The organism is Novosphingobium album (ex Hu et al. 2023), from assembly GCF_022832385.1.
GTDB classification, from domain to species: Bacteria; Pseudomonadota; Alphaproteobacteria; order Sphingomonadales; family Sphingomonadaceae; genus Novosphingobium; species Novosphingobium album.
This window is the reverse complement of sequence record NZ_JALHLE010000031.1, coordinates 1-12,962: the sequence shown is the minus strand read 5'-3', so window position 1 is coordinate 12,962 and position 12,962 is coordinate 1. Positions and strand designations below refer to the sequence as shown.

Sequence of the window (12,962 nt, the reverse complement as noted above, 5' to 3'; positions counted from 1 at the left end):
AAAATGACAAACCGGTCAGATCCATTTGCCGATTTTCCAATGCATTCACCCGAGACTGTGCTAACAAACTGATTGGCAAATGGCGCCACACCAAAGAATCGCGCCAGCCCGGAGAGAGGAAAACCCGCATGACGGCCCAGCGCCTTGAACAGCTCGACCTGTTCCACCTGCCGGTGGAAACACCCGAATTCGCCGCCGATCCCGATCCCTGGCTGGAACAGGCGCGGGCCCGGCATCCCTGGCTGGCGCAGAGCGTGATCGGCCCGGTGCTTACCTCCTACCGCGCGATTGACGAGATCATGCGGATGGACGACGCGCTCAAGATGCCGGGCGCCGAGATCGTTTCGATCATGGGTGCCGAGGGCACCGGCTGGGGCGATTTCGCGCAGGACATGATGCTGGTGCGCGATGGCGCGGATCATCAGCGGCTGCGCGGCGCGGTCAGCGGTGCGTTCGGGCCGAACAACGTCAAGCGGATGCGCCAGGTGATGATCGCGACGATCTCCGCACTGCTGGACGAGTGGGCGCCGAGGGGCGCCTTCGATTTCACCGAATTCGCCGCCAATTTCCCGGTGCGGGTGATGTTCGCGCTGATCGGCGGCGACGTCGCCAAGCTGCCCGGCATCATCTCCTCGCTCGAGGTGCAGGGCTCCAGCTTCAACATGATCGTGGAGGACATGCCGAAGATCGAGGCGGCCTATCAGGTGCTCTGGGGCTTCGTGGACGAGCTGATCGAGGAGCGCGGGCCGGACGGCGGAAAGGGCGATCTTCTCGACGACCTGATCGCCGCCAATACCCGCGGCGAGCTGACCGACAAGGAGCTGCGGCAGATGCTCGTGTTCCTGTTCGGCGCCGGCTACGACACCTCGAAGAACCTGCTCACGCTGCTTATGGACACGATGATCGAATACCCGGCCATCTGGAAGCGGTGCGCCGAGGACAAGGAGTACTGCCGCTCGGTGGTGCGCGAGCAGCTGCGCCTGACCAGCCCTTCCAACACTTATCGCGTGACCACGCGCGACGTGACCTGGCAGGACGTGACGATCCCGGCCGGCACCATGCTGCTGTTCCCGCTGGGCATATCGGGCCGCGATCCCGAACTGTTCGACCATCCGCTGACGTTCGATCCGGGCCGGCCCGACCGCACCGCCCCGCTCGCCTTCGGGCGCGGCATGCATATCTGCCTTGGCCAGTTCCTCGCGCAGGCCAATGTCGAGGAAGCGACGCACCTCATCGCCCAGCGGCTTACCAACCCGCGCCACACTGCCCCGGCCAGCTGGCGCAGCTTTGCCGGGGTGTGGGGCATCAAGTCGCTGCCGATCGCCTTCGATCCCGCCCCGGCCCGCGTTCCGGAGCCCGCATGACCACGGCGACCGTCCCGAAGCGGCGGATGGGATCGCGCTCGTCCGCCACGCATGGCGCGCTGCTAGACGCGACCGAGGCGGTGATGCGCGAGGAAGGCTACGGCGCCCTCACCTCGCGCCGCGTGGCCGAGCGGGCGGGCATCAACCAGCAGACCGTCTATTACTACTTCGCGACGATGGACGACCTGCTGCTCGCCGCCTACCGCCGCCGCACCGCGCAGATGCGGGCGCGGGTGGAGGAGGCCATGGCCGCCGAGCGCCCGCTTCACGCACTGTGGCAATGCTTTGCCGATCCCTTCGACGCGGCGCTGACAATGGAATACCTCGCGCTGGCCAACCACAACGAGGCGGTGCGGCGCGAGACGGTAGCATTCGGCGAGGAACTGCGCGCGCTGGAAGTGGAGAAGCTGGCGCCCTCGGCGGACAGTGCCCTGCCCGAAGGCGCACCCGCAAGCCCGATCGGCCTCGTCATGGCGCTGACCTGGGTCTCTCACCTGATGGGTTTCGAAGCGACGCTGGGCCTGCGCGGCGGCCACCGCGAAGTGCGTCAGCTCGCCGAATGGGCCTTGCGGCAGGCGGAGCCGGTGGGGAAGCGTTAGGGGGCGCGGGCCGCTTGCCTGCCCGCCACCCGAAAAATCAGGCGACCGTCAATGGCCGCCATGCGACAGCGCGACGCTGGCACACCAACGCTCGAAACACATGGTCTGTGACCCCGCATCCTGCCCGGCAGCGAACTGGATGGCCGCCGTGGCCACGGTCTGAACTTCCACGATGTGCGGTGTAACCCCCAAATGCGAAAGCTGGCTTCTGACGGCACCCTGCACTTGCGCCCGATCGAGCCGGGTGCGCCCCGCATCCACGGTCAGCACCACCTCGGGCACCGTCGCACCATCCATGTTCTGCGCGCTCCCCAGCCCGATTTCGAAACCATATGTCCCCGCAATCGCGCTGGTGGGAATAGCAAGGGCAAAGGCAATCCACGCGAAACGCCGCATCGTTCAATCTCCATCCGCTCGATGAAAGACCGATAGCGGACGAACTGCTAAACTTTCCCTTTATCCACCCGCAGGAACCGCGTTGGCGCTTCGGGCCATCGTTCGGAAAGCAGGATCCCGCATTCGGCAGCGGTCGACCTTGCATCGGAAGGACAGCATTTCACGATTTTAATCTGGAAGCTGCCATTCCGGACACGCCGACATTTCGGACGTTGACGAAAGTGACTGAAAGGCGCGAAGAGTTGCTCATGGCGCTCCGAAGGACTGCATTCTGCCTCTGCATATCTGCTGTGGTGTTCATTGCGTGCAGCTTTGTCATGCTTCGTTTCAGCGGCGAACTTACTAGCCCTGTTATCGTTTATCCGTTCATGACGGCTTGGGGGCTTAGCGCACTGGCAGGACCAGTCTTCTTGGTTTGGACAGTTCGAGGAGTCGTCCTGAAACTGGCAAGGCGGCACTGACCCCAACGACCTAAGTCCGCTCACCCCGACCTTCCGGTCGTTCAGCGGCTCTCAAACGCTCCCCAAGAACAGCCATTCGTTCACACCGGGACGCAACTAAGCCGCCTCTACCGCCCCTTCGGCCTCAGCCTCCGCCGCAAATCGCCGCGCAAGGATGGCGCAGACCATCAGCTGGATCTGGTGGAAGAACATCAGCGGCAGGATCACCGCACCCACCTGCGCCGGGGCGAACAGCACGCCCGCCAGCGGCACGCCGGTCGCGAGGCTCTTTTTCGAGCCGCAGAACAGCAGCACGATGCGGTCCTCGCGCGAGAAGCCCATGGCCTTGCCGATCAGCGAGGACGCGACCATCACCACCGCGAGGATCGCCAGCGAGATCACCGCGATCAGCCCGAGTTCGCCGAGCGTCACCCGTCCCCACAAGCCTTCCAGCACCGCCGCGCCGAACGCGGTGTAGACGACCAGCAGGATCGAGCCCCGGTCGACGTAGCCCAGCACTTTCTTGTTCCGGTGCACGAAGGCGCCGATCCACGGGCGCAGGAAGTGCCCGGCAAGGAACGGCAGCAGCAGCTGCGTGGCGATCGCGATCACCGGGTCGGTGGAGAAGGCCCCGCCCTGCTTGCCGGTGATCAGCAGCGCGGTCAGCAGCGGCGTCACGAAGATGCCCGCGAGGTTCGAGAACGAGGCGCTGCACACTGCCGCTGCGACATTGCCCCCGGCAATCGCGGTGAACGCGATCGAGGACTGTACGGTGGAGGGCAGCAGGGTCAGGAACAGCACGCCCATCGTCAACGTCGGATCGAGGCCGGGGATCGCCTGCACGCCCAGCCCCAGCAGCGGAAACAGCACGAAAGTCAGCGACATCGTCGTCAGATGCAGCTTCCACGCCTTGGCACCATCGATGATCGCCTCGCGCGAAAGCTTGGCGCCGTGCAGGAAGAACAACAGGGCAATGCCCACGTCGGCCACGCCGCCCGCAATGCCCGCCCAGACGCCTTTCGCGGGCAGCACGGAGGCCAGTCCCACCGTGCCGACCAGCAGCAACAGGTAGGGATCGATGTTCAACCGCGCGAGCAGGCGGTTCGGACTGAAGCTCATGTGAGGACTTGCTTTGCCATGGAACGCCCCTGTTAGCCTGAACAGGCTTTCAGGCAACAGTTCTGTAACGCCCGGAAAGTTGATTTCCGCAGGTTTAGAGCGTCACGCACCCAGCATCCGCCCAACGTCCGCTCACCCTGAGCTTGTCGAAGGGGGCCACCCCCGGCGTCAGCCAAACGTCCTTCGACAGGCTCAGGACGAGCGGGATTTGAATGGAACCCAACGACCTAAAGTCAAAGCCACTTGTTGTCCCGATACCACTGCGCGGTGGCCTTGAGCCCCTCGCGCGTCGCGATCCTCGGCTGCCATAGAGATGACGGCACGGCACCCCCTGGGGAAACCACCCAGTCGGGATGGCTGAAGTAGGCCGCGCGGTCCAGGGTCATCTTGGCCTTGGTACCTCGGAAGAAGTTGTCCACCCTGGCCGCCCTCTCCAGAGACTTGCGCGACAGACCCAGCACCTTGGGCCTCCGCCCCATGGCCCAGCCGATCGCGCGGGCCAGTTCGTAATGGTCCCAGCCCTGTGCCTTGCCATCGTCGGGTTCGAAGGTGCGGCCCGAAATATCATTCCCGCTGTGGGCCAGCGTCACCAGCAGCCGCGCCAGATCCTCGACATGGATCATCGAGGCGCGTCCTTCGGCAGGCGTCGGGATCACGCCCCAGCGCGCGGCGCGGAACAGCTCGAACATTTCCTTGTCGCGCGGGCCATAGATCGCGGGCGGGCGCACGATGGTCCAGTCAAGCGGGCTGGCCTTGATCAGCTTCTCCGCCCGCGCCTTGGAAGCGCCATAGGCAGAGAGGTCCGGCTCGCGCGCGGACAGCGAGGAAACATGGACGAAACGCGGGATACCCTTGGCCACCGCCGTCTCGATCAGGTTGAGCGTGCCGGTGACATTGCCTGCCTCGAACCCGGCGGCATCGGGAGCGTTGACCACCCCTGCCACGTGGATCGCCGCATCCACGCCGCGCGTGAGCTCGGCGAGCGAGGCGGTATCGCCGAGTTCTCCGCGTACCCAGTGCACGTTCTCGCGCCCGGGCTGATCTCGCCGGGTCAGCGCGCGGACCGCGTAGCCCGCCTTCAGGGCTTCATCGAGCACCGCCTGCCCGACGAAACCGGTCGCGCCCGTCAGCGCGACCACCGGCTTGCCGGTCTCGATCACTTCAGCACCATCTGGTCGCGGTGGACGACGGCGGAACGCGGGGCATAACCGAGCACGGCCGCCTGCTCGCTGGAATGCATGCCGGTAATCGCCGCGCATTCGGCCGCGTCGTATTCGGAAAGGCCATGCGCCAGAACCTGCCCCGCGCCATCGACGATGGCGACGGGATCGCCGCGCTCGAACACGCCTTCCACTTCGGTGATGCCCTTGGCGAGCAGGCTGGAGCCGCGCTCGAGCGCAGCTGCCGCCCCGGCGTCGACCACCAGACTGCCCTTGAGCCGCAGCCGCCCGCCCAGCCAGGCCTTGCGCGCGCTCGCCTTGCGGCAGGGCAGGAACAAGGTGCCGATGCCCTCGCCCGTCACCCGCGCGACCGGGCGGTCATGCTGGCCATTGCCGATCACGAGGCAGATGCCCGCCAGTTCGGCGATCTCGGCGGCCTGAAGCTTGGAGATCATGCCGCCCGAGCCCATGCCCGAATTCGAATCCGCACTGGCCATGGCCTTGACCTCGGCCGTCACCCCTTCGACCACCGGGATCATCCGCGCGCCCGGTTCCTTCGGGTGGCGATCATAGAGACCATCGATGTCGGAGAGCAGCAGCACCGCGCTCGCCTGTGCCGCCTGCGCCACGCGCGCGGCCAGACGGTCGTTGTCTCCGAAGCGGATTTCCTGTGTGGCGACGGAATCGTTCTCGTTGATTACCGGCACCGCGCCCGCATCGAGCAGCCGGGTCAGCGTGGCGGTGACATTGAGATAGCGGCGCCGGTCTTCGAGGTCCTCCAGCGTCAGCAGCATCTGCGCGGCGGTAAATCCGTGGCTGCCGAGCAATTCGGCCCAAAGACCCGACAGCGCGATCTGGCCGACGGCGGCGCAGGCCTGCGCGTCGGCGAGCGATCCGCGCCCGCCCTTGTCCAGCCCCAGCGTCGCCGCACCCAGCGCGATTGCGCCCGAGGAAACCACGATCACCTGCTGCCCGCGCGCCCGCGCCTCGGCGATCTCAGCGACAAGCCCCGTCAGCCATTCGCGCCGCACGCCCTCCTTGCCCACGAGCAGGGCGGAGCCGACCTTGATCACAAGGAGCGGACACTCGGCTTTGCCGGCAAGGTCGGAGAGAGCAGCGATAGGCATGGGCGGCCAGCCTCTAGGAGAATTCCCGCGCCGGGGGAAGCGCTTGCTTGCGCGGCCAGTCGCGCCGAGGGACCGGGTGAGCGAGCACAGTCGCTTGCCTGATTGCCCTGCGAATGTTAGGGAATGCTCATGAACGCGAAGATCGCCACCCTCAAGCAACAAACCCGTCGCTTCCCGGCGGTGTCGGTGCGCGCGTTCGATTCAGGGACCCGGTAACCCGGCCCCTTTTCGAGCACAGGCTCATCAACCCCGCCCGATCGGCGGGGTTTTTCATGCCGGTTGGGCTTTTTCATACAGGACAACAGGCATGACACTTTCAACCGATTCCGAAATCGAACGCCTCGCCCTGCGCTTCATCGAGCGCAGCCTGCCCAAGGCGGAATGGACGCACGAGGCCCACTGGGCCGCCGCGCTGTGGCTGGCGCGGCACCGCCCGGAGCTGACCGCGCCGGACGCGATGCGCGGCCTCATCACGCGCTTCAACGAGGCGACCGGCACGGTGAACTCCGACAGCAGCGGCTATCACCACACCATCACGCTGGCCTCGATGCGGGCCACCGCGCACCACTTGCACGCGCACCCGGCAGACACGCCGCTGCATCACGTGCTGGCAAGCCTGATGGCTTCGCCACACGGGCATCCGGACTGGCTGCTGGGCTACTGGACGCGGGACAGGCTGTTCACCCCCGAGGCCCGGCAGGACTGGGTCGCGCCGGATAGCGCGGCGCTGCCGTTCTAGAATTAGGGGAAATCCCCCTTTTGACGGGGGCCTTGGATTACCGATGCCGGGCAATCCCGGCCTTGCCTGCCCATTTGGGAACTCTTCGCCAATGAACGGAGTTAGCGTTTCAGGTGCCTAATAAGGCACCTGAAACGCCATGGCTGAAACCGGCCGCCCGGGAATGGCTCCCCGCCATTCGCCCTCGGCTCCCGAAACCTGCCCCGGCGTGAAAATCAATGGGAGAGCCGAACATGATCAAGCCAGCAATAATCCTGCTCGCGGCGATCACGGCCTTCGCCGGACTCGCTCCGACCCAGGCCATGTCGCGCATTCAACGCACGGCGGTGGTCAAATACACCGACCTGGATTTGCAGAAAGCCAGCCAGGTGGCCGTGCTCAACCGCCGCCTGCAAGACGCCGTCTCCAAGGTCTGCGGCAAACTGGGAATGCCCGGCCCCAAGGGGTTCAACGATTGGTACCGTTGCGTCAGCGAAGCACGCCAAACCGCCGATACGGGGCGCGAGCTGGCGCTGGCCAATGCGCACACGCCGAAGCGAAGTGTGATCATCGAGCAATAAGGGCTGGAAACACTCCCGCTCGACCGGTCAGCAATATCGGGCGGGAATCCCGCGGGATGCTGCGCGCGGATCGCCCGGCGGGCAACAGCTCAGCGAAACGACCGCCTCAAAGCGGCGACCAGGGCTTCTCGTCGGCTTCTTCCTGCTCGCCTTCGGGGCGTTCGGTCACGGTCGCGGCGGGGAGGTATTCGATCACCGCGTCGAGCAGCTTCGACATGCCCTTGCCGGTCGCGCCGGAGATCGGGAACACTTCGTCGGCACCAGCCTTGAGCAGTTCCCTGGCATAGGCCGCCGCGAGTTCGTCGTCGACGAGGTCGATCTTGTTGAGCGCGACAAGGCGCGGCTTGTCTTCCAGGCCGCCGCCATAGGCTTCCAGCTCTTCCTCGACGACCTGCATCGCCTCGACCGGGTCGGTGCTGGAAATGTCGATGAGGTGGACGAGCACGCGGCATCGCTCGATGTGACCGAGGAAGCGGTCGCCGATGCCCGCGCCGTCGGCCGCGCCCTCGATCAGGCCGGGGATGTCGGCCAGCACGAATTCGCGGTTCTTGTGGTGCACGACGCCGAGCTGCGGGCGCAGCGTGGTGAAGGCATAGGCGCCCACCTTGGCCTTGGTGTTCGAGAGCTTGTTGATGAAAGTGGACTTGCCCGCGTTGGGCATGCCGACAAGGCCGACGTCCGCCAGCAGCTTCAGCCGCAGCCAGACCCACATTTCCTCCGCCGGAATGCCCGGCTGGTGCTGGCGCGGGGCACGGTTAGTGCTGGTCTTGTAGCTGGCATTGCCGCGCCCGCCCATGCCGCCTTCGAGCAGCGTGACGCGCTGGCCCGCCTCGGTCAGGTCGGCCAGCACGGTCTCGTCGTCCTCGTCCGAGATGATCTGGGTGCCGACGGGAACCTTGATGACAAGATCCTTGCCCGCCGCGCCATTGCGGTTCTTGCCCATGCCGTGGCCGCCGCGCGGGGCCTTGAAGTGCTGGGTATAGCGGAAGTCGATCAGGGTGTTGAGGCCAGCCACCGCCTCGAAAATGATGTCCGCGCCCTTGCCGCCATTGCCGCCGTCGGGGCCGCCGTACTCGACATACTTTTCTCGCCGGAACGATACCGCACCCGGCCCGCCCGCGCCGGAGCGAATGTAGATTTTGGCCTGGTCGAGAAAATGCATAATGTCTTATCCGGCGGAATTGCGAAGCTGTCGAGTGTGGCGATACTTGACCGCCGGAAACGGCACCAGCCCACGCCCCCACCCGGCCTCCCACGAGTGTACCATGGATGGGAGGCCGGGTGGGGGCGTGGGCTGGTGCCGCAAGCCTTTGGCGGATGCCGAAGGCGCACCAGTCTAAAACGCGAACGGCCGCAGCAATGTGCGGCCGGTCAGCAAGAGTATCAATACCTGGTGGAGCCGAGGGGGATCGAACCCCTGACCTCGTCATTGCGAACGACGCGCTCTCCCAGCTGAGCTACGGCCCCGTTCCGGTATTGCCCGACACGCCGCTCGACGCCCGGGAGGCGCCCCCTTAGCGAAGACATCTTCGCCATGAAAGAGCAAAAATGCGCCGCGTGAAAGATTCCGCGCGGCGCCCGCCGGACGATTATTGCGCGTACGTCGGCGAATGGGCCGCCTGCTGGCTGGCCTGCTGGTCGAAATCCGGACGCACGGTGATCAGCCCGCCGCCATAGCGGGCCTGCCACGCGGCCAGATCCGCCTTGTACTTCTCATAGCTGTCGAAAAAGGCCTTGAACGGGGCTTCCATCTTGGCAAGGCCGACGAAGGAATAGGTGTTGAACTGGCCCGCATCGACAGTTTCGAGCTCGGTGGTCAGTTCCATCGCCGCCTTGCAGAACTCGGCGTCGACCGGCGGCAGGGCAAAGAAGTTGTAGACCTGGGTCTGATAGGATTCCCGCGCCACGATGGCCGCACGGCCCTTGTGCTGAGTACGGAAACTGGCGTCGATCTCCCGGTTCGCGGCCGCCAGCGATTTGGCATAGACGCCCAGGAAGCGCTTGTAGCCTGCGAGGATCGGCGCGTATTCCGCCTCGACGCAATTGAGCGCGGCGACGTTGTAGGCGGAACGCAGGTTCCACACCGCCTGCGACGTGGAAATGCCGCTGTTGACCGTGTGCCGACTGCCATCGGCATCATGCGGCGGAATGGTCATCTCCAGCGGCGCGCCCATGGGCGGCACCGGCATTGGCGGAACGACCGCGACGGGCGGCGGAGGAGGCGGCGGAGGCGGTGGCGGGGCGGCGCAGCCCGAAAGTGCTGCGACCGTCAGAACGATCGCCGAACCCGCCAGAAGCGGCAGCCTGCGGCCAAGGTCTTTGAACTTGCGGTAATCCACCCAATCACACTCCATCACGCATCACGATATCTAGCGATAGCGCCGGTCAAAGAAAATGCCCGGTGCGACGAAACGCACCGGGCATCCCTATCAGTCGAGTCGAGGCTGTGGATTACCGCGCCAAACGGCGCGATCCGGGCCTGTTTCTGCTCAGTTGCGGTTGCCGAGGAAGCTCAGCAGGAACTGGAACATGTTGATGAAGTCCAGATAGAGGCTGAGCGCGCCGAGAACCACCGCCTTGCCGACGAACTCGGTGCCGCGCAGGTGGTAGTACTGGTTCTTGAGCATCTGCGTATCGTAGGCAGTGAGACCCGCGAAGATCAGCACGCCCAGAACCGAGATCACCAGCTGCAGCACGGTCGAGCCGACAAACAGGTTGATCAGCATCGCAACGAGAATGCCGACGACACCCATGATCAGGAACGTGCCGAAGCCCGACAGGTCCTTCTTCGTGGTGTAGCCATAGAGGCTGAGGCCGGCGAAGGCGGCAGCCGTCGCGAAGAAGGTCGTCGCAATCGAGCTGGCGGTGAAGACCAGGAAGATGGTCGAGAGCGAGAGGCCCATGACCACGCAGAAGCCCCAGTAGAGCATCTTGAGCGTCGATTCCTGGAACCGGTTGGCACCACCGCTGATCGCGAAGACGAACCCGAGCGGGGCCAGCATCACCAGCCAGCGCAGCGGCGAGGTGACCATCTGCATGGCCATGCCGGAATTTGCAAAGAGCAGCGCGACCACGCCCGAAAGCAGCACGCCCGAGGCCATGTAGTTGTAGATCGACAGCATGTGCCGACGAAGCCCCATGTCATAAGTGGCACGGCCAGCCGCACGTCCGTCCAGGCTGGGCGACGCACCGAAGCCCTGACGGGGCTGGGGGTCGTTCCAATTCGCCATTTCAAACTCCCTTTCGCGGGGGCCTTCCGCACAACGCGGTCCCCGCACGCATGCAATATCGGGCCGCAATCCTAAAGATTCAAGAAAAACCGGCGCCGGCGAATTGTGACAAATTGTACAAGTTCTGTCAGGTTTGCCGTGCGGCGATCAGGCTTTGCGCGCTTCGGCCGCCATCTCGGCGTTGCGATCGCGCGACGCGGCCATGGCCTCGGCGATGATTCGCGCCAGCGCCTGACCGCGATCAAGCACGTTCATGCCTGCGCGGGTCGAACCGCCCGGGCTGGCCACCTTGTCCGCCAGCTCGCCGGGCGAGAATTCCGACGAAGCAGCCAGCTGCGCCGCACCTTCGACCATCGCCAGCGCCAGCCGCTGCGACTGCCCTTCGTCGAGCCCCAGCGCCACGGCACCTGCCGCAAGTGAGTCAATGAAGCGGTAGACAAAGGCCGGACCGCAGCCCGCCAGCGCGGTGACGGCGTCGAACAGGGATTCGTCCGCCAGCCATTCCGGCGTGCCAAGATGCGCCATCAGGGCGGTGACGGAAGCCCGCCCCACTTCGTCCAGCCCGCGCGCATCGAGTGCGATGGGCGACTTGCCGATCGCCGCGGCTAGGTTTGGCATGATGCGCACGAGCGCCCCCGCATCCGGGAAACGCGCGGCCAGGCTGTCGAACTCCACCCCCGCAAGGATCGAGAACAGCACCGTTTCGCGCCCGGCCATGGCAGCAAGCACTGGCGCCACGTCGTCCAGACCCTGCGGCTTTACCCCCAGCATGATCGCGTCGAAGCGGCCATCGGGCAGGTCGCTGCGCAGCGTCACACCTGCGGGGACCTCGCTGCGATGCGGATCGACGACAGTGAAGCGCGAGGCGGGAATGCCGCCCGCCAGCCATCCGGTGAGCATGGCGCCGGCCATGTTGCCGCAGCCGACGAGGAGAATGTTCTGAAAGCGGTCCATGTGCGCCCGCTTAGGCGAGCGTGCGCATACTGCCAAGAGCCCCGGGGGCCCGACAGCCCCGTCAGGCTTCTCCGGCCGCGTCCACCAGCGCTGCTGCCAGTGCTTCGGCCGGGGTCTTGTCACCCCAGAGGATGAACTGGAAGACCGGATAGAAGCGGTCGCATTCCTCGATCGCCGCCTCAACCACCATCTGCGCCTGCCCCGGCCCGAGAAGCCCGTCCTCGCCCAGCATCAGCCCGTGGCGATAGAGCACCACGCCGCCGTTCGACCAGACGTCGAAGTGGCCCAGCCAGACCTGCTCGTTGATCATCGCCAGCGCTTCGTACATCGCCGCGCGCTTGCCATCGGTGATGCGGATGTCGGGCAGGCACAGGAGCTGCAGCACCCGGTCCTCCGCGCGCCAGACCGCCTGGAACTGGTAGGTCGCCCAGGCCCCCTTCACTTCCGCCGAGATTTCATCCTCGCTGGAATATTCGAAAGGCCAGTCCCGCGCCTCGAACAGCGAAGCGAGCATTTCCACCGGAGCGGCCTCATCATCATCACGATCGATATCGTCCTGAACCGTCCTCATAAATTCCGACACAAGCCCTCCGTGTGCTTCAGGCGCATGGATGCTTTGCATCGGCGGTCGAGTACAATCCGGCAGACGCGATCACCTGCGCAAAACTGCACAAGTCTGTTTACAGCGTGTGGATAAGGCTAACCGCGTATTAACAGATGCTGCGGATCGGGCCGGAATTCCGGCCCGATCGGGCAAAGCCGCAATCAGTTGACCGGAAGGACGTCGACCACCTGCCCTGCCGGGCTCGTCCACGGCAGCACGCCATCGAAGCCGGCCTTCTTGAGATCGGCGATGAATTCATTGGCGGCCTTCTGCGTTTCGAAAGGCCCGGCCAGAATGCGGTTGGTGCGGCCCATCTCGCTGATATAGGCCTTGCGCCCCTTGAACAGCGCGGGCTCCTGCCGGGTATAGCGCCGCCAGTCGAAGGCAATCGCCTTCTTGTCGCGCCCGACGCCGATCTGCACCCAGATGCGGCTGGGATGCGCGGGCGGTGCGGGCTTCTTCGGCTTGGGCTTTTCCTCGACCTTGGGCTCGGGCTTCGGTTCGGGGCGCGCCGGTTCGATCTTGCGGATGTCCACCGCGCCCGAGGCAGGAGCGGCCTGCATCGTCGGCTTGCCCAGATCAGCAAAAGCTGCGGTCAGCGACGGTTGTGGCGCCGCTTCCACAGGCTTCGGCGCCGGTGCGGGCGGCGGCGGGGCGGAGGGCTCGGGCG

14 protein-coding genes and 1 tRNA gene are annotated in these 12,962 nt (G+C 65.4%); 4 read left to right on the top strand and 11 right to left on the bottom strand.

Annotated features, from left to right (window positions below; all coding sequences use genetic code 11):
- Nucleotides 1-128 precede the first annotated feature (128 nt).
- Complete coding sequence (locus MTR64_RS17105; protein WP_243995725.1) at nt 129-1,364, top strand: cytochrome P450; 1,236 nt, start codon at nt 129-131, stop codon at nt 1,362-1,364.
- A complete protein-coding gene (locus MTR64_RS17100) occupies nt 1,361-1,963 on the top strand; it encodes a TetR/AcrR family transcriptional regulator (RefSeq protein WP_243995724.1) in 603 nt (200 codons plus the stop codon). The genes MTR64_RS17105 and MTR64_RS17100 overlap by 4 nt, the downstream gene beginning before the upstream one ends.
- Before the next feature lie 48 nt (nt 1,964-2,011).
- On the opposite strand, the gene MTR64_RS17095 is transcribed toward MTR64_RS17100, so the two are convergent.
- The 4 genes from MTR64_RS17095 to proB form a co-directional block, all read right to left on the bottom strand.
- The gene (locus tag MTR64_RS17095; protein WP_243995723.1) at nt 2,012-2,359 is read right to left on the bottom strand and encodes a hypothetical protein; all 348 of its coding nucleotides are present in this window, start codon (nt 2,357-2,359) and stop codon (nt 2,012-2,014) included.
- Between the two features lie 557 nt (nt 2,360-2,916).
- A complete protein-coding gene (locus MTR64_RS17090) occupies nt 2,917-3,918 on the bottom strand; it encodes a bile acid:sodium symporter family protein (protein ID WP_243995722.1) in 1,002 nt (333 codons plus the stop codon).
- A gap of 233 nt (nt 3,919-4,151) precedes the next feature.
- Nucleotides 4,152-5,078: an NAD-dependent epimerase/dehydratase family protein gene (locus MTR64_RS17085; protein ID WP_243995721.1), complete on the bottom strand. Its 927-nt coding sequence runs from the start codon at nt 5,076-5,078 to the stop codon at nt 4,152-4,154.
- Entirely contained in the window at nt 5,075-6,205 is a 1,131-nt protein-coding gene (proB, locus tag MTR64_RS17080; RefSeq protein WP_243995720.1) for a glutamate 5-kinase, read from the bottom strand. The genes MTR64_RS17085 and proB overlap by 4 nt, the downstream gene beginning before the upstream one ends.
- A 307-nt stretch (nt 6,206-6,512) precedes the next feature.
- Here proB and MTR64_RS17075 point away from each other — a divergent pair, with 307 nt between their 5' ends.
- Both MTR64_RS17075 and MTR64_RS17070 read left to right on the top strand, forming a co-directional pair.
- A complete protein-coding gene (locus MTR64_RS17075) occupies nt 6,513-6,944 on the top strand; it encodes a hypothetical protein (protein ID WP_243995719.1) in 432 nt (143 codons plus the stop codon).
- Between the two features lie 233 nt (nt 6,945-7,177).
- Nucleotides 7,178-7,504 (top strand): UrcA family protein, encoded by a 327-nt coding sequence (locus tag MTR64_RS17070; protein ID WP_243995718.1) that lies wholly within the window; start codon nt 7,178-7,180, stop codon nt 7,502-7,504.
- 106 nt (nt 7,505-7,610) lie between these two features.
- On the opposite strand, the gene obgE is transcribed toward MTR64_RS17070, so the two are convergent.
- From obgE to MTR64_RS17035, 7 genes are all read right to left on the bottom strand, one after another.
- Nucleotides 7,611-8,666, bottom strand: a complete 1,056-nt coding sequence (gene obgE, locus MTR64_RS17065; protein ID WP_243995717.1) for a GTPase ObgE — start codon at nt 8,664-8,666, stop codon at nt 7,611-7,613.
- A gap of 229 nt (nt 8,667-8,895) precedes the next feature.
- Nucleotides 8,896-8,971, bottom strand: a tRNA-Ala gene (locus tag MTR64_RS17060).
- Between the two features lie 122 nt (nt 8,972-9,093).
- Nucleotides 9,094-9,843 (bottom strand): hypothetical protein, encoded by a 750-nt coding sequence (locus MTR64_RS17055; RefSeq protein ID WP_243995716.1) that lies wholly within the window; start codon nt 9,841-9,843, stop codon nt 9,094-9,096.
- 150 nt (nt 9,844-9,993) lie between these two features.
- On the bottom strand, nt 9,994-10,734 hold the full coding sequence (locus MTR64_RS17050; RefSeq protein WP_243995715.1) for a Bax inhibitor-1/YccA family protein: 741 nt from the start codon (nt 10,732-10,734) through the stop codon (nt 9,994-9,996).
- 147 nt (nt 10,735-10,881) lie between these two features.
- The gene (locus MTR64_RS17045; protein WP_243995714.1) at nt 10,882-11,688 is read right to left on the bottom strand and encodes a pyrroline-5-carboxylate reductase family protein; all 807 of its coding nucleotides are present in this window, start codon (nt 11,686-11,688) and stop codon (nt 10,882-10,884) included.
- A 61-nt stretch (nt 11,689-11,749) separates the two neighbouring features.
- Nucleotides 11,750-12,259: a YbjN domain-containing protein gene (locus MTR64_RS17040; protein ID WP_243995759.1), complete on the bottom strand. Its 510-nt coding sequence runs from the start codon at nt 12,257-12,259 to the stop codon at nt 11,750-11,752.
- A gap of 194 nt (nt 12,260-12,453) precedes the next feature.
- Nucleotides 12,454-12,962 (bottom strand): SPOR domain-containing protein (locus MTR64_RS17035; protein ID WP_243995713.1); only part of this gene is annotated, 509 nt, incomplete at its 5' end.